Origin of the sequence: Paenochrobactrum pullorum (assembly GCF_041929845.1) — a bacterium.
Classification (GTDB): domain Bacteria; phylum Pseudomonadota; class Alphaproteobacteria; order Rhizobiales; family Rhizobiaceae; genus Paenochrobactrum; species Paenochrobactrum pullorum.
In genome coordinates this window covers 11,943-33,806 of the sequence record NZ_JBHEEH010000012.1, presented here as the reverse complement: position 1 = coordinate 33,806, position 21,864 = coordinate 11,943, and the positions used below count along the sequence as shown (strand labels likewise).

The 21,864-nt window shown below is 49.2% G+C and carries 18 protein-coding genes and 1 tRNA gene; 14 read left to right on the top strand and 5 right to left on the bottom strand.

Going from position 1 to position 21,864, the window contains the following annotated elements:
- The first annotated feature begins 66 nt into the window (after positions 1-66).
- The 10 genes from mepA to ggt all read left to right on the top strand — a co-directional run bounded on the left by mepA (position 67) and on the right by ggt (position 10,399).
- Positions 67-903 carry a penicillin-insensitive murein endopeptidase gene (mepA, locus tag JNC77_RS14005; protein ID WP_374833646.1) on the top strand — a complete coding sequence of 279 codons (837 nt, stop codon included), beginning with the start codon at positions 67-69 and terminating at the stop codon, positions 901-903.
- Positions 904-1,099: 196 nt separating this feature from the next.
- Entirely contained in the window at positions 1,100-1,477 is a 378-nt protein-coding gene (locus JNC77_RS14000; RefSeq protein ID WP_374833551.1) for a methylglyoxal synthase, read from the top strand.
- A gap of 54 nt (positions 1,478-1,531) precedes the next feature.
- On the top strand, positions 1,532-2,563 hold the full coding sequence (locus tag JNC77_RS13995; protein ID WP_374833549.1) for a glucokinase: 1,032 nt from the start codon (positions 1,532-1,534) through the stop codon (positions 2,561-2,563).
- 276 nt (positions 2,564-2,839) lie between these two features.
- Positions 2,840-4,666 carry an ABC transporter ATP-binding protein gene (locus tag JNC77_RS13990; RefSeq protein WP_374833547.1) on the top strand — a complete coding sequence of 609 codons (1,827 nt, stop codon included), beginning with the start codon at positions 2,840-2,842 and terminating at the stop codon, positions 4,664-4,666.
- Positions 4,663-5,499, top strand: a complete 837-nt coding sequence (gene dapB / locus JNC77_RS13985; protein WP_374833545.1) for a 4-hydroxy-tetrahydrodipicolinate reductase — start codon at positions 4,663-4,665, stop codon at positions 5,497-5,499. Before JNC77_RS13990 ends, dapB begins: the two co-directional genes overlap by 4 nt.
- Positions 5,500-5,532: 33 nt before the next feature.
- Positions 5,533-6,156, top strand: a complete 624-nt coding sequence (locus JNC77_RS13980; RefSeq protein ID WP_374833543.1) for a 2,3-bisphosphoglycerate-dependent phosphoglycerate mutase — start codon at positions 5,533-5,535, stop codon at positions 6,154-6,156.
- A 170-nt stretch (positions 6,157-6,326) separates the two neighbouring features.
- Positions 6,327-6,413 (top strand) — tRNA-Leu (locus JNC77_RS13975).
- A gap of 441 nt (positions 6,414-6,854) precedes the next feature.
- On the top strand, positions 6,855-8,486 hold the full coding sequence (locus JNC77_RS13970; protein ID WP_374833541.1) for an L-lactate permease: 1,632 nt from the start codon (positions 6,855-6,857) through the stop codon (positions 8,484-8,486).
- A 12-nt stretch (positions 8,487-8,498) separates the two neighbouring features.
- Entirely contained in the window at positions 8,499-8,696 is a 198-nt protein-coding gene (locus tag JNC77_RS13965; protein ID WP_374833539.1) for a hypothetical protein, read from the top strand.
- A gap of 47 nt (positions 8,697-8,743) precedes the next feature.
- A complete protein-coding gene (ggt, locus tag JNC77_RS13960; protein ID WP_374833537.1) occupies positions 8,744-10,399 on the top strand; it encodes a gamma-glutamyltransferase in 1,656 nt (551 codons plus the stop codon).
- A gap of 99 nt (positions 10,400-10,498) precedes the next feature.
- Here ggt and JNC77_RS13955 read toward each other — a convergent pair whose 3' ends face one another.
- Positions 10,499-11,488, bottom strand: a complete 990-nt coding sequence (locus JNC77_RS13955) for a complex I NDUFA9 subunit family protein (RefSeq protein WP_374833535.1) — start codon at positions 11,486-11,488, stop codon at positions 10,499-10,501.
- Between the two features lie 198 nt (positions 11,489-11,686).
- Between JNC77_RS13955 and lepA the strand changes: the two genes are divergently transcribed.
- On the top strand, positions 11,687-13,495 hold the full coding sequence (gene lepA / locus JNC77_RS13950; RefSeq protein ID WP_374833533.1) for a translation elongation factor 4: 1,809 nt from the start codon (positions 11,687-11,689) through the stop codon (positions 13,493-13,495).
- A 58-nt stretch (positions 13,496-13,553) separates the two neighbouring features.
- Here the strand turns inward: lepA and crcB are convergent, their stop codons facing one another.
- Positions 13,554-13,943 (bottom strand): fluoride efflux transporter CrcB, encoded by a 390-nt coding sequence (gene crcB, locus JNC77_RS13945; RefSeq protein WP_374833531.1) that lies wholly within the window; start codon positions 13,941-13,943, stop codon positions 13,554-13,556.
- 126 nt (positions 13,944-14,069) lie between these two features.
- Between crcB and JNC77_RS13940 the strand changes: the two genes are divergently transcribed.
- Positions 14,070-14,921, top strand: coding sequence for an endonuclease/exonuclease/phosphatase family protein (locus JNC77_RS13940; protein WP_374833529.1), 852 nt, complete (start codon positions 14,070-14,072; stop codon positions 14,919-14,921).
- Here JNC77_RS13940 and JNC77_RS13935 read toward each other — a convergent pair.
- Positions 14,893-16,350: a phospholipase D-like domain-containing protein gene (locus JNC77_RS13935; RefSeq protein ID WP_374833644.1), complete on the bottom strand. Its 1,458-nt coding sequence runs from the start codon at positions 16,348-16,350 to the stop codon at positions 14,893-14,895. The genes JNC77_RS13940 and JNC77_RS13935 overlap by 29 nt on opposite strands.
- Before the next feature lie 153 nt (positions 16,351-16,503).
- Between JNC77_RS13935 and JNC77_RS13930 the strand changes: the two genes are divergently transcribed.
- Together JNC77_RS13930 and JNC77_RS13925 are read left to right on the top strand one after the other, a co-directional pair.
- The gene (locus JNC77_RS13930; RefSeq protein WP_374833527.1) at positions 16,504-17,055 is read left to right on the top strand and encodes an HdeD family acid-resistance protein; all 552 of its coding nucleotides are present in this window, start codon (positions 16,504-16,506) and stop codon (positions 17,053-17,055) included.
- 229 nt (positions 17,056-17,284) lie between these two features.
- Positions 17,285-18,874 carry a peptide chain release factor 3 gene (locus JNC77_RS13925; protein ID WP_374833525.1) on the top strand — a complete coding sequence of 530 codons (1,590 nt, stop codon included), beginning with the start codon at positions 17,285-17,287 and terminating at the stop codon, positions 18,872-18,874.
- Between the two features lie 94 nt (positions 18,875-18,968).
- Here the strand turns inward: JNC77_RS13925 and JNC77_RS13920 are convergent, their stop codons facing one another.
- Together JNC77_RS13920 and coaBC are read right to left on the bottom strand one after the other, a co-directional pair.
- Positions 18,969-20,246 (bottom strand): ammonium transporter, encoded by a 1,278-nt coding sequence (locus JNC77_RS13920; protein WP_374833642.1) that lies wholly within the window; start codon positions 20,244-20,246, stop codon positions 18,969-18,971.
- 333 nt (positions 20,247-20,579) lie between these two features.
- Positions 20,580-21,833: a bifunctional phosphopantothenoylcysteine decarboxylase/phosphopantothenate--cysteine ligase CoaBC gene (gene coaBC / locus JNC77_RS13915; RefSeq protein ID WP_374833523.1), complete on the bottom strand. Its 1,254-nt coding sequence runs from the start codon at positions 21,831-21,833 to the stop codon at positions 20,580-20,582.
- Positions 21,834-21,864: the final 31 nt, after the last annotated feature.

Here is a 21,864-nt window from a genome sequence, read left to right as displayed (position 1 = left end):
GCCGCCATATTGCTCACAACATTCAGTCTGAGTATACTTGCAGTGCCCACAGCGCAAGCTGAAGACATGCTTGCAAAACAAGCCTTCGGCGCAATGAAATTACCCAATCTGAATGCTCAACCGCAAGCAATCGGCTTTTATTCCAAAGGTTGCATGTCCGGCGCTGTGGCAATGCCGATTGACGGCCCAGACTGGCAGGTGATGCGTTTGTCGCGTAACCGCAATTGGGGCCATCCAAATCTTATTGCTATGCTGCAGCAGCTTTCACGCGATGCCAAAAAAGATGGCTGGAACGGCCTGCTGGTAGGCGATATTTCACAGCCGCGCGGCGGCCCGATGCTGACCGGCCATGCCTCGCATCAGGTTGGACTTGATGCAGATATCTGGCTCAATCCTATGCCAAACAAGCGTTATACCAATCAACAGCGTGAAGATGTCTCTGCCGTTTCGGTGTTGAAAGATAACAGCCTTTATGTCGACCCTAAAAAGTGGTCGGACAAACATACGGCATTGCTGAAGCACGCAGCCTCCAACCCTCAGGTCGAGCGGTTATTCGTGCATCCGGGCATAAAAAAACAGCTTTGTGATACGGTTTCCGGCGACCGCTCATGGCTTGGTAAAGTGCGCCCTTATTGGGGGCACCATTATCACTTCCATATTCGTATGAGTTGCCAGCCGGGTTCACCCAATTGCAAGCCTCAGGATAAGGTTGCCAAGGGCGACGGCTGTGATAAATCGCTGGCATGGTGGTTTACCGACGAACCTTGGAAACCGGCTAAACCATCGGATAAACCGGCGCCAAAACCAAAGCCTGTGATGGTTTCGGCTCTGCCGAAAGCTTGTGCTGCACTTCTCAATGCGCCCTCACCCGCATCAGCGGCGGAAGTGACACTCTATCCATAAAACAAAACCTTGCGAAAAGGCTGGCTAATGACCAGCCCTTTCTTTTGAAACATATGTAAGCTATAGATTTCAAACGATTTAAGCATTGTTTGTCATGACATAAAAAATTGCAAATTTTATGCTAGCAACCAATGCGGGTTACGCGTTTCGGATCATTATCCGGCAGTTTTTTGAGTTTGATAAAGGATCGCTGAAATTGGTAAAAATTAAGCGTATAGCTCTGATCGCCCATGATCAGAAAAAGAATGATATGGTTGATTTTGCCAAAACCCATCAGGCAGAATTAGCAGCATATGAAATTGTCGCCACCGGCACCACCGGCGGTTTGATTAAAGATGCCTGTCCCGTTTTAAATGTAGAGCGCGTTAAAAGCGGGCCATTGGGCGGCGATCAGCAAATAGGAGCTATGATTGCTGAAAACACCGTGCAACTGTTGATTTTCTTTATCGATCCGTTGTCACCATTGCCCCATGATGTGGATGTGAAAGCACTCACCCGCCTTGGCAGTGTCTATAATTTGCCGATGGCTTTAAACCGGGCAACCGCCGAGATGCTGATCAAAGCACTGAACTGAAAACCGATATACACTTAAAATCACTTTTTTCTTTGGTAACTGACAGGAAATATGATGCCTGATAATTTTAATAGCGAACCATTTTTTAAATTTCCTGTACTGGTCGGCGATATCGGCGGCACCCATGCGCGTTTTGCCATTCTTGTTGATGCCCATGCCGAGCCGCGAGAATTTCCGGTTATCAACACTGCCGATTATGCCAGTATTGATGAAGCCATTCAAAGCACAGTTTTAAACCATACTTCCTTACAACCACGATCAGCGGTACTGGCTGTTGCCGGTCCTGTTGACGGCGATGAAATTGAACTCACCAACTGCCCGTGGGTGGTGCGTCCAAAGCAATTGATCGCAACTATGACATTTGAAGATGTCACCATTCTCAATGATTTTGAAGCACAAGCCCTCGCCGCCGTTTCCCTCGACAGCCAGTATCTGGAACAAATCGGCGGCAGATCCGGAGAAATCAAGGCCACCCGCGTGGTGCTTGGGCCGGGCACTGGTTTGGGTGTGGCCGGGCTTTTGCGCGCACATCGTTCATGGATACCGGTTCCTGGTGAAGGCGGCCATATTGACTTAGGCCCGCGCACCAAGCGCGATTATGAAATTTTCCCGCATGTCGAAACAATCGAAGGCCGTGTGGCTGCCGAGCAGATTCTCTGTGGTCGCGGCTTGTGCAATCTTTATAAGGCCATTTGCACTGCGGATACTATGAAACCCGTATTGAACACTCCGGCAGATATTACCGCTGCCGCATTGGAAGAAAGTAACGCGCAAGCCATTGAAGCGCTTGACCTGTTTGCTGCCTATCTTGGCCGCATTGCCGGTGATCTGGCACTTATTTTCATGGCACATGGCGGCGTTTATCTTTCCGGCGGCATTTCACAAAAAATTGTTTCCATTCTTAAAAAAGGCACCTTCCGTGCCAATTTTGAAGATAAAGCCCCCCATTCTCATATTATGCGTGATATCCCCGTTCATATCGTCACCCATCAATTGGCCGCTCTAAACGGTCTTTCGGCCTTTGCCCGCAGTCCGGCACGTTTTCAGGTTGCTACCGAAGGCCGTCGCTGGATTAGTGCCGATTAAATTTTTAACGAAAACCGCCCTTAAAACCTGCATGATGATTTTCAAAAGTAGTTTATTTTCTTGTCCCACAATAAAATGGCCATGCATTAGGCATGGTCAACAGGCTCTGATAAGGTTATAGGAAATTCTGTCTCAGGCGAACTCGCATTCTGTCTGTGACCGGCCGCCGGAACCTCTGGCTTGAAAGCTCAAAGCTTCAGGCATTGGTGACAGCATTTTCAACCGCAAACAGCTTTGGCAGTCCAAGGCTTTTGCCTCACGAAAAGTGCCTTTAGCTTGATTAAACGGAAGAAAAAAAAGAAAATCGACCCTACTGAAGCCAGCAGTATTATCCGCCGCGTTTTGTCTGAAAACGCGCGTGATTATAAAGGTACCTATGCGGTGACCATTATTGCTCTGCTTCTGGTCGCGCTCAGCAGCGGTTTTCTGGCGTTCCAGATGGAACCGGTCATTAATAAGATTTTCTATGAACAGCGAATTGATCTCATCCCGATCATTTGCGGTACATTATTTCTGGCCTTTATCGTGCGCGGTTTGGCCAGCTATGTGCAATCTGTTCAGTTGGCCAAAATTGGCAATAATCTTGTGGCGCGCTATCAAAAGCGTATGTTCGACCACCTGATGAAGCTTGGCCTTGATTTTTATAGTGATGCCCGATCCGGCCATCTGGCGGCCCAGATCAATCAAAACGTCAACGGTATCCGTGACGTGATGAGCATCACCATTACTTCAATCACTCGCGACGTGATCGGTCTTGTTGGTCTTGTTGCGGTGATGTTCTATAAAGATCCGGTGCTCTCGCTTGTCGTTTTTCTTATCGGCCCGCCGCTGATTTATGCGGTTTCTTATATTTCACGCCGTATCCGCACGGTCACCCGTGATCTGGTTGACCTTAACTCGCATTTGCTTGGCGCGATGCAGGAATCCGTACAAGGTATTGCGATCGTCAAAGCCTTTACGATGGAAGATCAGCTGCGCGGTAAACTCTATAATCTGATTGACCGCTCTGAAGAGCGTTCCAACAAAATCGCCCGCGTTTCTGAGCGCACCACGCCGATCTCTGAAATTCTGGCCGGTTTTGCCGTAGCCGGTGTTCTTGCCTATGGCGGTTATCGCGCCATCATTAATCAAGAGCCGCCGGGCGCCATGTTTGCGTTCATCACGGCACTGTTGCTGGCCTATGATCCGGCACGCCGCCTTGCGCGTTTGCAGGTCGGCCTTGAACGTGCGCTCGTCAATGCGCGGATGATTTATGAAATCCTCGACATTGAACCACGTCAGGTGGATGCGCCTGATGCCGGCACATTACAGGTCGGCAAAGGTGAAATCCGTTTTGATGATGTGCGCTTCTCTTATGGCAAAGCAGAAGTTTTGCATGGAATCAGTTTTGTGGCTGAACCCGGCAAAGTCACAGCTGTTGTGGGAGCATCAGGGGCTGGGAAATCAACATTGATTGCCCTCACCCAACGCTTCTATGATATCGACAGCGGCAAAATCCTTATCGATGATCAGGATATTGCGAAAGTCACCAAGGATTCACTGCGTCACCAAATTGCTTACGTGTCGCAACAGCCTTATCTGTTTGAAGGCACCATTGCCGATAACATCCGCTATGGTCGACCTGATGCAACGGATGCAGAAATACTGGAAGCTGCCAAACTTGCCCATGCGGATGAATTTATCGTTCAGCAACCCAATGGTTATGATACGCCGGTTGGTGAAAATGGCGTTACCCTTTCCGGCGGTCAACGTCAGCGCCTCTCCATTGCCCGTGCCATCATCCGTAACGCGCCGATCTTGTTGCTTGATGAGGCAACATCGGCACTTGATAATGAATCGGAAAAACGCGTTCAGCAGGCATTGGAACATGTCATGCAAGGGCGCACGACCATTGTAATTGCGCATCGTCTTTCAACCATCGTCAATGCCGATCATATCGTTGTAATGGAAAATGGTTACGTGGTTGAAGAAGGTATTCACCGCAATCTGATCGCTATGGAAAATGGTATTTATGCCCGTTTCTATCAGTTGCAAAGCGGCAAAAACAATGACGCAGCATTGATCGAACATGAGAATGAAAAGACGACAGGAGAACACTTATGAGTGGGGCTAGTGAACAAAACGCCGATATGGGCTTGGTAATTGTTGGTGCGGGTGGCCGTATGGGACAGGCTCTTATCCGTGCCATTGCCGAGATCGACGGTGTGCGCGTTGCCGCCGCTATCGAGCGCAAAGGTTCACCGCTGATAGGCCGTGATGCCGGCGAGCTTGCAGGTCTTGGACCAATCGGCGTCGCCATCACAGATGATCCGCTTACCGCCTTTTCCAAAGCCGAAGGCGTGCTTGATTTCACCCGTCCTGAAGCAACCATTGAATATACCGGTTATGCTGCACAAGCCCGTATCGTCCATGTTATCGGCACCACTGGCCTGAGTGCTGAAGACGAAGAAAAAATCGCAGCCGCCGCGCGTCATGCAACAATTGTCAAATCCGGCAATATGAGCTTGGGGCTTAATCTGCTGGCAGGGCTTGTTAAAAAAGCAGCAGCAGCACTCGATCCAAAAGATTTCGACATTGAAGTATTGGAAATGCACCATAAACATAAAGTCGATGCGCCATCCGGTACTGCTTTAATGCTGGGACGCGCCGCTGCTGATGGACGTCATGTCAATCTGGATGAGGTTAGCCAACGTGGCCGCGACGGCATTACAGGTGCCAGAGAAACCGGCACAATCGGTTTTGCAAGTCTACGCGGTGGTTCGGTCATTGGCGAACATTCAGTCATTTTTGCTGGTTCCTCTGAACGTGTCACGCTGGCACATAGCGCAGAAGACCGCACCGTTTTCTCCCGTGGCGCGATTAAAGCAGCTTTATGGGCAACGGGTAAAAAACCAGGCCTTTATTCCATGTTCGATGTACTTGGTCTGAACGACTGATCATCATCTTTAACTTTCAAGGAGCGCATAAGCATGTCCCGCACTCTCGTTCTCGTTCGTCATGGTCAAAGTGAATGGAACCTAAAGAACCTTTTTACCGGTTGGCGTGATCCGGGCCTGACCGAACAAGGTCACGCCGAAGCAAAAGCCGCCGGTGAACGCTTGAAAGCCGCTGGCCTGAAATTCGATATTGCTTACACATCCGATTTGTCACGCGCTCAGGTGACATGCCAGCATATACTTGATCAGCTCGGTCAATCTGATTTAGAAACCATCCGTGATCAGGCACTCAACGAGCGCGATTATGGTGACCTCTCCGGCCTCAACAAAGATGATGCCCGCGCCAAATGGGGCGAAGAACAGGTTCATATCTGGCGCCGTTCTTATGATGTGCCCCCTCCGGGCGGTGAAAGCCTGAAAGATACCGGTGCCCGTGTCTGGCCTTATTACCTGCACAAAATCCAGCCGCATGTCTTACGTGGCGAAACCGTGCTGGTTGCGGCCCACGGCAACTCACTGCGTGCCCTCATCATGGCGCTTGACGGCCTGACCAGCGAAGAAATCCTCTCACAGGAACTCAATACCGGCGTGCCGATCATTTATAAGCTGAATGCCGATTCGACTGTTGCTTCCAAGCAAGTGCTCTCAGCGGATTAAGTGCTTCAAATATAATGCCATTCTGGAGATTTAGAACATCTTAAGACAAACTGAAAACACATGAATGGCATTATTTATAGTTTTTTTACACAAGACAGCCTAAAAAATATCAAAACTTTATAAAAAGCCGATTGACAGCAGACGTTTAGCCCCTTAAACGGATCACCAACGCCCAGATGGCGGAATTGGTAGACGCACCAGCTTCAGGTGCTGGCGCTCGCAAGGGCGTGGAGGTTCGAGTCCTCTTCTGGGCACCATTCCTAAGTCTTCAGACCACTACCAAGGTCCAGAAGCACCTCAAAGAGCCCGCTTGCGCGGGCTTTTTTGTTACCCGATTTTCCCTAAGAACATATTCAAAGAACAATATTAAGCAAAATAACAACGAAATCAGATAACTGAATAAACATTCCCGCATTTAAACTTAATCAGAACTATAAAAATTAATAAAAGGTAACAATAATAATCTATTACTTTAAAACAAATTACAGATAAAAAACGTAATAAATTATCACATATATTTGATATTTATATTTCTTAACCATAAGAAATAACCTTAACTTATTATAATATTAGCAATCAATTTAATAAGATTGATTACAATCAATGAATACTTTTTATTATATGAAATGAAATGTCTAACCACATAAAGACCGCGCCCCCCCTTTTCTCCTTCGGGAGATAAAAAATAATGGTATAAAATGTCATTAGATTTAAACTTACTACACTGGCTGTTGGCCGCTGCTCCCATAGTAGCCCTGATTGTGCTCATGGTGGGTATGAACTGGACAGCACAGCAAGCCGGCACCACCGGTATTTTTATCGCGGCAGGCGTCGCGGTATTTGCCTTTGAAGCCTCGACACGCGCATTGGCCGTTGCCTCTGCCCGCGGTATCTGGGACGCAATGCCAATCCTCTATGTGATTTGGCCTGCATTGCTGCTCTATCAAATCATGAACCAATCCGGTGGCTATGATGCCTTGCGGCGCGGGATTTCCCGCATGTCCCGCAATGAGCTTTTCATCATTGTAGCGCTCGGTTGGGTATTCACTTCCTTCTTGCAAGGGATTGATGGGTTCGGTACACCTATTGCCGTTGTTGCTCCCCTGCTTGTCGCATTTGGTATGCGTCCGGTTTATGCGGTTGCTATTCCGATCATCGCGCATATCTGGGCAAAATTTTACGGCACATTGGGTGTCGGCTGGCTTGCAACCTTGCAAGTTGTCGAAATGGATGCTGCCACAAGCCTTTCCATGGGGCTGCAAGCTGCAATCCTGATTGCGATACAGTCTGTTCTAGGCGGCTTTATGGTTGTCTGGATGTATGGTCGTGGTGCAGCGGTTCGTGCCGGTTGGCCGCTTGTACTCATCATCGCATTCATCCACGGTGTAGGTCAGTTTTTGGTGGTCTCTATCGACCCGATTCTGGCAGCCTTCTTGCCTGCTGCATTGGCAATGCTCGCGCTTTATCCGCTGTCGCAATGGTCGCGCTACAAGGAAGCCGATGAAACCATTGTTGATCGTCCTGCCATGCAGGAAGCAGCCCATTTGGAAGAAACCGGTGCAGAACCGCCAATGGATACATTGGCAGCCTTCTCGCCATATGCATTGCTGACAATTTTAGCACTCGGCACCTCGCTGATCGACCGTCTTCATGCATGGCTTTACATCCCAAACTTCGGTTTGCCTTTCCCTGCCACTACCACAGGTATGGGTGTTGAAACGGCTGCAACTGCCAGCTATTCACCACTGCATATGTTTGCCCATCCAGGTGCAACAATCACAGTGACCGCGCTGATCACGTGGTTCTGCTTCACCAAGCTTGGTTATTTCAAGCAATGGGCAAAAGCCACCGGCAAAGAAATACCGGGTGTGGTTAAGGGTCTTTTTGCCAGCGCAATTCCTGCGTCAGTTCCGATCATTGCCTTCCTTGTTATGGCTTCGATCATGAAACTCACCGGCCAAAATACCATGCTCGCCCTTGGTATCGCAGCCATTGCTCCGACCTATGTGTTTGCTTTCCTCGCCAATGGTATCGGCATCTTGGGTGCATTTATCACCTCCAGTTCCACCTCTTCGCAGGTTCTGTTCTCGGAATTGCAAGTCAATCTGGCTGAAGCGAAAGGTCTGCCGCCATCAACCATTCTGGCTGCACAAAGTGCTGGTGGTGCCATTGGTAATGCGATTGCCCCTGCTAATGTGGTTATGGGTGCAAGTACAACCGGTATCAATGGTCAGGAAGGTGCAATCCTGCGTAAAACAATGCCTTGGACAATCGCGGCATTCGTTTTGACAGGCATTGCCACCGTCATCCTCGCTTTGATCGTACAATAAAGGAGACAGATTATGATTAAGCGTATTCTACAAAATCGTTTGTCTTACTTGAGTGTTTCATTCGTGCTGTTCATCGTAGCACTGCCATTGGTCAGCCTTGGCACCACGAATGATTGGCGCATAATGTCGACAATCGGCATGGTGGCATTAAGCATTGCCGCCATCATCCCCCCGCTACAGCGTGTGCTGTTTCCTCCCAAAGCTAAATAAGTGACTGATCAGTCATCTGCTTTTTAAAATAGTATAAAGGGTTTGATATGATTAACGCTGATGGACCAAGAACCGGCAGACCGGCAGTTTTCGCCAAGCGCGGTATGGTCAGCTCCCCGCATTATCTGGCTTCAGCTTCCGGACAGGAAGCATTGCGCCGCGGCGGGAGCGCTGTTGATGCGGCTATTGCAATCAACGCCACTCTTTGTGTGGTTTACCCGCATATGGCCGGCCTTGGCGGTGACGCCTTCTTGCTTATCGCTGGCGGTAAAGCTTCAAGCGTTGAAGCGATTGAGGCAACAGGCCCTGCTGCCAAACTCGCAACTCGCGAGTTTTATGAGAAACACGGCCACACCGACCAGATTCCGATGCGGGGCGCATTGGCAGCTCTTACGGCACCGGGCGTGGTTGACGGTTGGCGTCTGGCGCATGAACGCTATGGCAAGCTGCCTTGGGCTGATTTGTTTGCCGATGCGATCCATTATGCCCGCCACGGTATGGCAGTGTCACGCTCGCTGGCCGATTGGCTTGTTACGGACGAGGCTATCCTTAATGCCAATGCCGATATGGCACGCATCTTTCTGCCAAAAGGCAAGCCACAACGGGACGGTGAGTTCATCGCTCAGCCGGAACTGGCGAAAACCTTTGAATATCTGGCCGAACATGGGCCGCGCAAAGGCTTTTATGAAGGCCAGATCGCACAAGAAATGGCAAAATCCATGGAAGCCCAGGGCTCCCCTCTGCGCTATGAGGATTTTGCGGAATATCATGCCACTTGGGCAGAGCCGATCACTTCGACTTATCGAGGCTATGACGTGTTTCAGCTGCCACCAGCAACGCAAGGCTTTGCAGCGTTGCAAATTCTGAATTTGCTGGAGCAATATGATGTCAAATCATGGGGCTACAACACCGCCGCTTATTATCACCATTTAGTAGAAGCGGTGAAGGTAGCTTTTGCTGATCGTGACGAATGGCTGAGTGATCCTAAACACGTCAAAATTCCGCTCGATACTTTCCTCTCGAAGGAATATGCAGCAAAACGCAAACAGCTCATCAATGATGAAACTGTGCTAGGTTTCGACGCAATCGAACCCGGTGTAAAACACGGCGGCAATTTCGCCCACCGTTCGCCGGATGGCGACACCGTTTATTTCTGTGCAGCTGATGCCGATGGCATGATGGTTTCCAATATCCAGTCAATTTATCACGACTTCGGTGCTGCAGTGATTGCCGGTAATACTGGTATCATCATGCAGAACCGCGGCTCGTTCTTTGCTTTGGATGAAAAGCATCCAAACTGTCTGGAAGCTGGAAAACACACCTTCCATACCATCATTCCTGCCATGTTGATGAAGGATGGCAAGCCGGTGATGGCCTATGGTACCATGGGTGGCGAAGGCCAGCCGCAAACACAGGCTGCAATGATCACCCGTATGATCGACTTCGGCTTCAACGTGCAGCAGGCGATCGAAGCGCCACGCTGGCTGATGGGACGCACATGGGGCACTGTCTCGCGCGATCTGGTGCTCGAATCGCGCACACCGGAAGAAGTCATTCGTGAGCTGCGTCTGCGTGGTCATCCGGTTAAAATGGCCAGTGGCTGGGAAGGTACGCTTGGTCATGCTCAAGCCATCCGCAAACATGCCGAGGGTTATGAAGGCGGTGCCGACCCGCGCGGTGACGGTATCGCACTTGGCTTCTAAAGAAACAAAAAGACCGGCTACCCAATAGGTAGCCGGTTAATTTCAGATAAAAAAAGCCGCCGGATTATTTCCGGCGGCTTTTTTATCTCAACAATTCAATTAGTGGGCTTCGCGCATCTTGGTATATTGACCAGCCACACGATAACGCCACAAATAGGCTGGAAGAATTGCATCAGCTCCCTGAGGCGTAATGCCTATAGCCTGCAAGGTGCGCCCTTCCGCAGCTGCTGCTTCAGACACAATATTGTCAGATTTCAGCAAAGTCACCTGATCGACAGTCAGCAGCGGATTTGGTAACAGCCCTAGAAAACGGGCGTTAAATTTAGCAATCCACCAAGGCATTGATACGAAAAAACGCTTGCGATCAATAACCTTGAGCATGTCGCGCATCCAGTCTTTAAATGACTGAATATCCGCGCCACCCAATTCATAGGTGGTGCCGCGCTTCAGTTTGCCTTCAACCGACAAAGCAATGGTTTCAGCAACATCACCGACATAGACAATCTGCATTTTTGTCTGGCCACCGCCCACAAGCGGCAGAGCCGGTGTGAAACGTGCCAGATTGGCAAAACGATTGAAGAATTTGTCTTCCATGCCAAAAATTACCGACGGGCGCATAATCACTGCATCCGGAGATGCTTTGAGCACAGCTTTTTCGCCTTCGGCTTTGGTTCGTGCATAATGGGAGGCTGATTTCACATCAGCACCAAGTGCCGACATATGGGTAAGCGGAATATTCTGTGCGCTCGCGGCTTCTGCTACATTTTTTGCGCCAAAAACATGCACGGCATTGAAGCGTTGACGGCCGCTTTCTGCCAAAATACCAACCAGATTGATGACATAATCCGATCCGGCAATGGCACGGTCAATCGACCAGCGATAACGCACATTGGCCTGTACCAGCTGGATTTGGCCAACATTGCCCAGTGGCTGCATATAATAGGCAATTTCAGGTTTGCGCACAGCAACGCGCACCATATAGCCGCGCTTGGCAAGGGCAGCCACGACGGCGCGTCCGACAAAACCCGAACCGCCGATCACAGTAACCAGTTTTGGTCTGTTGTGGACTTCATTGGGTTCGGTATTCATGCCTGAGCTCCTATGTGAATAACGTATATCAACCTTAATGAATATAAGGGTTTCTGATGAGAATTATGAGGCTGATTTAATCCCTTTTGTGCATTTGGCAAAGAACTATTGTCAAATACTGTGCCCAATGAGCGCTTTTGCCACTGTGTCGCTGCAATACCGCTTTGAATTTTACTCTAAAACTGCTAAATCGCGCCCATGAGCACACCACTTGACCATATTCGCAATTTTTCCATCGTCGCCCATATCGACCACGGTAAATCGACTCTCGCTGACCGCTTGATCCAATCGACAGGCGGACTTGAAACGCGCGAGATGAAGGATCAGATCCTTGATTCGATGGATATCGAGCGTGAACGCGGCATTACCATCAAAGCACAAACTGTCCGTTTGCACTACAAAGCGCAAAATGGCGAAGATTATGTGCTGAACCTGATCGACACCCCTGGTCACGTTGACTTTGCCTATGAAGTCTCGCGTTCGCTGGCCGCGTGCGAAGGTTCACTTTTGGTGGTGGATGCCTCTCAGGGCGTTGAAGCGCAAACTCTGGCCAATGTTTATCAGGCCATGGACAACGATCACGAAATCGTTGTCGTACTCAATAAAGTTGATCTGCCGGCCGCAGAACCTGACCGCGTCAAAGAACAGGTTGAGGATGTGATCGGCCTCGACGCATCTGATGCTGTGATGATTTCGGCTAAAACCGGCCTTGGTATTCCGGATGTGCTGGAAGCAATTGTCAATCGCTTGCCGCCTCCAAAGGCCGGTGATCGTAATGCGCCGCTTAAGGCCATGCTGGTCGACAGCTGGTATGACACATATTTGGGCGTTATCGTGCTGGTGCGCATCATCGATGGCGTTTTGAAAAAAGGCCAGACCATCCGCATGATGGGTACAGGCGCTAAATATCCTGTCGAACGGACTGGTGTTTTCACCCCAAAAATGCTTGCCGTTGATGAGCTTGGACCGGGTGAACTCGGCTTCATCACCGCCTCGATTAAGGAAGTTGCCGACACACGCGTGGGTGACACCATCACAGAAGACCGTCGTCCAACGCCGGAAATGCTGCCGGGCTTCAAACCGGCACAGCCTGTTGTGTTCTGTGGTCTCTTCCCTGTTGATGCAGCAGATTTTGAAGATCTGCGCTCGGCAATGGGCAAACTGCGCCTTAATGATGCAAGCTTCTCCTTCGAGATGGAAACATCTGCGGCTTTGGGTTTTGGTTTCCGTTGTGGCTTCTTGGGTCTCCTGCATCTGGAAATCATTCAGGAGCGTTTGGAACGCGAGTTCAATCTTGACCTCATCGCAACTGCGCCGTCCGTTGTTTACCGCATGAACATGCTTGATGGTTCGGTGGCTGAATTGCACAATCCGGCCGATATGCCGGATGTGGTCAAGATCACTTCGATTGAAGAACCGTGGATCCGCGCCACTATCATGACGCCGGATGATTATTTAGGGTCCATCCTGAAGCTTTGTCAGGAACGTCGTGGTGTTCAGGTTGATCTTTCCTATGTCGGCCCGCGCGCCATGGTCACCTATGACCTGCCGCTCAACGAAGTTGTCTTTGACTTCTACGACCGGTTGAAATCAATCTCCAAAGGCTATGCATCTTTCGACTATAATCTCTCGGAATACCGTGAAGGTGATCTGGTGAAAATGTCGATCCTCGTCAATGAAGAGCCTGTTGATGCACTCTCCATGCTGGTGCACCGCAGTGCGGCCGAAAAACGCGGCCGCGTGCTTTGTGAAAAGCTGAAAGAGCTGATCCCCCAGCATATGTTTAAAATTCCGATTCAGGCCGCTATTGGTGGCCGTATCGTTGCGCGTGAAACCATTTCGGCGCTGCGCAAGGATGTGACGGCAAAATGTTACGGTGGTGACGTTTCCCGTAAGCGCAAACTTCTGGAAAAACAGAAGGAAGGTAAAAAGCGCATGCGTCAGTTCGGTCGCGTGGAAATTCCGCAGGAAGCCTTTATTCAAGCTCTCAAAATGGGCGACGAATAAAAGCACCTCTCACAATCAAAAGCCCCGCTTTGAATGTTCAAAGCGGGGCTTTTATTTATCAGTTAGCCGTATTCAACCGCATTGCCAGCCAATAACCGACAGCGGCAGCCAATACGCAAAAAATAACTGAAATGACAACATTAAGCGCGGCACGACCTGGTGCCCCTTCCCGCAAAAGATCAAAAACCTGCAAGCTGAAAGTTGAAAATGTCGTAAAGCCGCCGCAAACACCAACCATAAAAGCCAGTCGCCACACTTCCGGCAAAGAGTAGCGTCCTTGCAACATCGTCAATGTGCCAAAAAAAGCAATAGCAAAAGAACCGGTAATATTGATCCCGATTGTACCCCACGGCAGATTCCTGCTTAAAGGCAGCATCCAGATGCCGATCCAGTAACGCGCAACAGAGCCCAGTGCTCCGCCCAATGCAACAGCCAGTGTTTCTTTCATGGTCGCAATATCTCAAAATTTATTGTTAAACTAAAGCCTCATTTGGTTTTATATGATGGTCATTACTATTTATATCTGTGCAACGATCAAGACGAATATACGAGCATTCACTCAAGGACATAAATTTTGCGAAAGATACTAAACCCAAATAATCTATCCGGCAGTATTCTTTCAGCCATCCGCAATCGCTCTTTTTATGAGCCGTTTGAACCGCGTCACACCCCGACCGACACGGTTATTGCGTCCTATAATGTCCATAAATGCGTCGGCACCGACAAACAATTTGCCCCCGAACGCATTGCCGATGTAATTGGCGAAATCAATGCCGATGTAATTGCGTTGCAGGAGGCTGACAAACGTTTTGGCGAACGTACCGGTTTGCTTGATCTTGGCCGCCTTTATCAAAATTCCGGCCTTGTACCCGTGCCGATTACCTCTTTTTCCGAATCCGGTCACGGCTGGCACGGCAATCTTTTGCTGTTTCGCGAAGGTTTGGTGCGTGAAGTGCGCCAGCTTTCTTTACCCGGCGTCGAGCCACGCGGTGCCTTGATGGTTGATCTGGAGCTGGCCAACGGCCCTTTGCGCATTATTGCCGCCCATTTAGGACTTTTAAAAAAATCGCGCGCTCAACAGGCCGAAACCATTTTAAGCACAATGGCCAATGCCGAGTTCCTGCCAACCTTAATGATCGGCGACCTCAATGAGTGGCGCGTGGGTAAAAAATCCTCACTCAATGCACTTGATCCGGTTTTCAACCCGAATACAGGCTTAGTTCCGAGCTTTCCGTCTCGTTTCCCTATTCTTGCGTTGGATCGGATTATGGGTGCCCCGCACAATCTGATTACCAATATTGAAGTCCATGATAGTCCGTTGGCACGCGTTGCTTCCGACCACCTGCCGATTAAAGCGCATATTGATCTGGAAGCAGCGATGGAACGTTTGAACTTAATCAAAGATAAGGCGAGCCCAACCAAATAATTCTGTCGGTCAAACGACGCAGAAATGGCTGTTTTCTCAAATCATCCAACAACACCGGCGTGCTGGTCTTTTTGATCCCGCGAATACGTTCTTCCAGCTGACCGGCAAACTCATAATCCATCACTTCCATGTCGATCTCAAAGTTCAGCCGTAATGAACGCGGATCAATATTGGACGAACCTACATAAGACCAAACCCCATCAATGGTCATAAGTTTTGAGTGGTTGAAGGCACCGGTGGCACGCCAAATTTTGCAACCATCTTTCAAAAGCTGGTCAAACTGCGCCCGCATTGCACGGTCTACCAGCTTCAGATTATTGACACCCGGCACGATAATATCAACGCCCACGCCACGCCGCGCAGCAGTCACCAGCGCACTGATCAATTCGCGATCCGGCAAGAGATAAGGTGACATGATCAGAATATGATCCTGCGCCACGGAAAAAGCCCCCATCATCATGCGATGGTTGGTTTCAATGTTTTTGTCGGGGCCGGTTGCCACCACCCGCACCAGCGTTTCTTCACCCGCCGGACGTTTAGGTGGCGCTATTTTCCATTGTTCGCTTTGTAGTAATTCGCCTGATGCAAAACGCCAATCTTCAGAAGCAATGTGGAAAATATCGGCAACGGCCGGACCTTCTACGCGAAAATGCGTATCATGTGCTGCGTTATCACCGGAATATTCACTCATGAAACCAGCACGGATATTCATGCCGCCGGTAAAGGCCACAGCCCCGTCTACCACCAAAATTTTTCTATGGGTGCGTAAATTGGCATAAGGCAGTTTCAGGCCGATAATAATATTGCCGTTAAACACTTCCGCCGGAACATTATGCTCTTTCAACAGGCTGACAATGCTTGGCATCGAATAACGTGCACCAACCGCATCCACCAGCACACGCACTTCAACCCCACGTTTTACCGCCGCCGAAAGACTTTCAACAAAGCGGATGCCGATCGGATCTCTGTCAAAAATATAAGTTTCCAGCAAAACACTGTTTTCAGCTTTATCAATCGCTTCAAGCATGGCTGAATAAGCCAGATCACCGCTTTCCAGCATGGTAATTTCATTACTACTGGTAAAATCATATTTGCTGACCGCATCCCCCAAGATCTTCATAGCAGCAAAAGGCTTGCCGAAATGCTCGCAAACACTCTCATTGGTCGTATCAAAATGTGTCAGGTGATAAAGCGCAATATGGGCGTCCCTGTCGCGTTGCAAAGACAAGCTCGTGCGCCGGATACGGTTGACACCGGCGACAGCATAAACCACCGCACCAATGATGGGAGAAAGCAGGATAACGCCGACCCATCCGATGGCCGTTCGCACTTCCTGTTTTGTCATTGTTGCATGGATTGCTGCACCGGCACCAAGCACGACTGAAACCGCAGCAAGAATATGAGGCCAATATTCATAAAATAATGAGATTTGTGACAATAGAACTATCCTGTCAAACGGTTGTTATTACATAAGAATAGAGTTACTGTAAAAGTCACTTGCCTGCAATTTATTAAAAGCATGCATTCATATTTGCTATAAACGTCTATAAATCGCCTTTCACATTCATAGGAGCTGCGCATTATGGCATCAAGCGATACAAGTCTGCACCAAACTGAAGTTTCAACAAAATGGGGTTGGTTTGTGGCCCTCGGGGTCGCCCTTCTTATTCTGGGCGGCATTGCATTTGGAAATCTCTTCTTCGCAACAGTCGTATCGGTTTATTATGTTGGTATGCTGATGCTCATTGCAGGTATCATTGAAATCATACATGCTTTCAATGTCAAAACCTGGAAAGGTTTCTTTTTCTGGCTTTTAAGCGGTTTGCTTTATACCGCTGCCGGTGTTGTTACTTTTAACAATCCTGTTCTTGCAGCGGGTGTATTGACCATACTGCTAGCCATTGCACTGGTCGGCGCCGGCATTTTCCGTATTTGGATGGGCGTCCAAGCCAAACCGACAACGGGTTGGGGCTGGCTGGTTTTCGCCGGTGTTATCACCGCACTCACAGGTATATTGATTGCGCTGCAATGGCCAGTCAACAGCTTGTTCATTTTAGGTCTGTTCCTTGCTATTGACCTGATTTTCCAAGGCTGGTCATTTATCGCTTTCGGACTTGGCATCAAAAATCGCTAAGAAATAAACCAACCTACAACCGCCATGGAAGCTCTTTCATGGCGGTTTTTTTATGCCTCGACGAAAAGTCATACAGCTGATAAAGCAAGCTTCAATATATCGACATCAAAACCGAACCATCAGCGATTTTCAGCGTTCGCCATATTTAGATTTTACTTTATGGCAAAACGCATTATTGCATGCTGATCCTTATTTGCGGGATTTCCCGCCCTAGTTTAACGAGCCTTTTATGCCTATTGCTGATCATCCTGCTTCGAAGCGCCGTACTTTCGCAATCATCGCGCACCCGGACGCCGGTAAAACAACGCTGACAGAAAAACTGTTGCTTTTCGGTGGCGCTATTCAGCTTGCCGGTGAAGTAAAGGCAAAAAAAGACCGTATCCAGACCCGTTCTGACTGGATGAATATTGAACGTGACCGCGGCATTTCCGTTGTCACCTCAGTGATGACTTTTGAGTATAAAGACTGCATCTTCAATCTTCTCGATACTCCGGGTCACGAAGATTTTGCTGATGATACTTATCGCACTTTAACTGCCGTTGACAGTGCCGTCATGGTGATTGACGCAGCGCGCGGTATCGAGCCACGCACACTCAAATTGTTTGAAGTGTGCCGTATGCGCAATATTCCGATTGTCACATTCATCAACAAAATGGACCGCGAAGCGCGTGACCCGCTGGAAATTCTCGACGAGATCGAAGAGAAACTGGCGCTCGACACAGCACCGATCACATGGCCGATTGGCTCGGGCAAAAGCTTTGCCGGTACATATGATCTGCACAACGACACAATCCGCCGCGAAGACACACAGGAACAGCCATTGAAAGTCGATGGCCCTGAAGATCCGCGCGCGGCCGGATTGTTGCCGGAAAACCAGCGTGCAGACTGGATTGAAAGTGTTGAAATGGCGCGCGGCGTTTGCCGTGAATTTGACCTGCAATCCTTCCGCGAAGGTCATATGACACCGGTTTATTTCGGTTCAGCCCTTAAAAAATTCGGCGTTCGCGATCTGATTGAAGCTTTCTGTGATTATGGTCCATCCCCACGTGACCAACAGGCCGACACCCGTCTGGTCAGTTCCACAGAAGAGAAAATGACCGGTTTTGTTTTCAAGATTCAGGCCAATATGGATCCGAACCATCGCGACCGCATTGCATTCTTGCGCGTTTGCTCCGGTACATTATCACGCGGCATGAAGGCAAAACTCATCCGCACCGGCAAACCAATGAGCTTGTCCGCGCCGCAGTTTTTCTTTGCCCGCTCCCGCCAGATCGCTGATGAAGCTTATGCAGGTGACGTGGTTGGCATTCCAAACCACGGCACTTTACGTATCGGCGACACGCTGACCGAAGGCGAAGAATTACTATTCCGTGGTGTACCGAATTTTGCACCGGAAATTTTGCGTCGTGTACGCCTTGATGATGCCATGAAAGCCAAAAAACTGCGTGAAGCCTTGCAGCAGATGGCGGAAGAAGGCGTGGTGCAGCTTTTCACCCCTGATGATGGCTCGCCTGCTATTGTGGGTGTGGTTGGTGCATTGCAGATCGACGTTCTGACCGAACGTTTGAAAATTGAATATTCATTGCCGGTTGGCTTTGAAATGTCGCGCTTTTCAATCTGCCGCTGGATTACTGCTGATGATCCGGCAGAGGTTGACCGCTTCATCGCAGCGCATCGTGCCGATATTGCCCATGATCTGGATAATGATCCGGTTTATATGGCGCAAAATACTTTCTCGCTCAATTATGAAGCTGAGCGCTGGAAAGCCATCCGTTTTGAAGAAGTGAAAGATTATCAGGTGCGTGCAAGCGCCAAATAAACAATTCCGCGTAACCGGATTCTGTTGTCATCTTCTATGGATGATCTGACAGAACCGGTTACGCGGCAGCCCCCTCTGCGGCTGTTCGGGTTAATTATGAGTGCACAGTTTCACCGTGCAGGTTGATGTCAAGGCCTTCAATTTCCGTGGCTTTGGACACACGCAATTCCATAAACATCCGCATCATTACGACGATCAAAGCTGTCATCACGGCCGTATAGAGCATCGTAACTGCAACACCATAGAGTTGTTTGAAAACCGTTGCCCCTTCTGAAAGGGGATTAATGGCGGCATCGGCAAAGACACCGGTTAAAATCGCACCAATAATCCCGCCGACGCCATGCACACCAAAAGCATCCAGACTGTCATCATAGCCAAGCCAGTGCTTAAGTTTTACGGCCGCGAAATAACAACCAGCACCTGAGGCTAAGCCAATCATCAGCGCGCCCGCCGGATTAACAAAACCCGCAGCCGGTGTAACACCGACAAGACCTGCTACCGCCCCGGAAATAATCCCCAGCACACTTGGTCGCTTGTTGATAAGCCACTCGACAACCATCCAGCTTAACGCTGCCCCCGCAGCCGCAATCTGTGTATTGATCATAGCAACAGCTGCAATGCCGTTTGCCCCGCCGGCAGAGCCTGCATTGAAGCCGAACCAACCAACCCACAACAAAGAAGCACCAATTAATGAGTAAACCAGATTATGCGGTGCCATATTGACCTGACCATAACCGTCGCGTTTACCGATCATCAGTGCCACAACGAGTCCTGCGACACCTGAATTGATATGCACCACCGTGCCACCGGCAAAATCCAAAACGCCATCGCCACCCAGAAAGCCGCCGCCCCATACCCAATGCGCCACCGGCACATAAACGATGAAGAGCCATAAAACCGTGAAAATCAATAAAGCGGAAAATTTCATCCGCTCCGCAAATGCTCCCGCAATCAGTGCCGGTGTGATAATGGCAAAGGTCATCTGGAATGTGATGAAAACATATTCGGGAATTGTGCCTGTGAGTGAATCTGGTGTTACACCCGCAAAAAACGTATTCGACAAGCCGCCGATAAAAGCATTGGCAGCCCCGCCATCACTAAAGGCCAGTGAATAACCCGCCACCATCCAGCATACCGACGCAACGCAGGCAATCGCAAAGCTCTGCATGGTCGTCGCCAACACATTTTTGCGCCGCACCATACCGCCATAAAACAATGCCACTCCGGGTATTGTCATCATTAAAACCAGTACAGTCGCTGTCAGCATCCAAGCCGTATCGCCCGTATCTGCAACTGACGATATATCTTGCGCCATTGCTTTATTAGCTAATAAGGTAGCCAAAGCCACCAACATCACCCGAATAAGCGTCATATTGTAAAGAAGTGATAGTCTGGGCTTTAAAAAATTATGCATCAAAATCTCCACTGTCTTCCGGAGGTTTCGCGAAAGGCGAAGCTCCTTTGGCTCAGTGAGAGAAAAAGCAGTTTTTGTGCCAATTGATAAAAATAATGCTAAAAAGCATAAAGAAAAATATTAAAATACTGATTTTAATTAAAAAAAATCATAAAATTTCAATGGCGAAAATGATGTATAAAAATCTGCTCAATGATAATTCATCGAATCATGAAAAATACATCGCCTAAAAATAAGGCGCTGAAAAAATCAGCTGCACTATTTTTAAGCAATTATTACCGCGAACCGGTCTCAATTCAGAGCTTTGGCAATTTTCTCTGCAAGCAGTTTTGCCACTTCATCTTTACTCAAAAATGGCCACTCATCCACACCCTCATGACTGACCAGCGAAACGTGATTATCATCCCCGCCCATAATGCTGACACCGTTTTCTTGCGTCACATCATTGGCAACAATCCAGTCTGCACCTTTTTTAGCAAGCTTTTTGCGGGCGTTTTCGAGCAAATCTTGCGTTTCAGCTGCAAATCCAACTACCAACTGCGGACGTTTTGCATGATGGCCAATACCCGCCAATATATCGGGGTTTTCAGTCATTTTTAATGAAGGCGCGGTTTCAGCCGTCTGCTTTTTAATTTTTTGATCTGCAACATTCTCAGTACGCCAATCCGCAACCGCTGCCACCATCACTGCCGCATCAGCCGGCAATAATGCTTCAACGGCCTCCTGCATTTCACGTGCAGTTTCCACATGAGTGACATTGACCCCAGCCGGATCAGCAATTGTTACAGGGCCGGAAACAAGTTGCACATCCGCACCAAGGAGCGCTAATTCGCGCGCAATCGCATGCCCTTGTTTGCCGGATGAGCGGTTGGCAATATAGCGCACCGGGTCAATCGGCTCATGCGTCGGCCCCGATGTAATAATGATTTTTTTGCCTTTGAGCGGCAGATCACGCGGCATAAGCAGCGCTTCAATTGCCGCAACAATTGCCAAGGGTTCGCTCATACGGCCAAGACCGGTCTCGCCGCTTTCCGCCATTTCACCGCGTTCAGGGCCGATGAAATGCACACCGTCTTGTTTTAAAAATTCGCGGTTGCGTTGACTTGCCGGATTATCCCACATCGCCGGATTCATCGCAGGCGCGACCAAAACCGGAATTTTACGCGCCAACAGAACAGCACTTGCCAAATCATCTGCCAAACCATGCGCCATTTTGGCCATCAGATCAGCGGTTGCAGGCGCGACCACTATCAGGTCGGCATCGCGTGCCAAACGAATATGGCCGATATCCTGCTCGTCTTCACGCGAGAAAAGATCGGTATAGACATGATCGGCAGAAACCGCACCAATAGTAAGCGGCGTAACAAATTCTTGGGCTGCACGTGTCATGAGCGGGCGTATATGCGCGCCACGCTCCCGCAAACGACGGATCAAATCCGGTGTCTTATAAGCTGCAATACCGCCGCTGATAATCAGCAAAATGCGTTTGCCTTGCAATGAGGCAGCAATACCGAATGTCGTATGTTTACCGCCAGATTTGCTCATAAAAACACCACCTTACCGCATCAAATCGTTG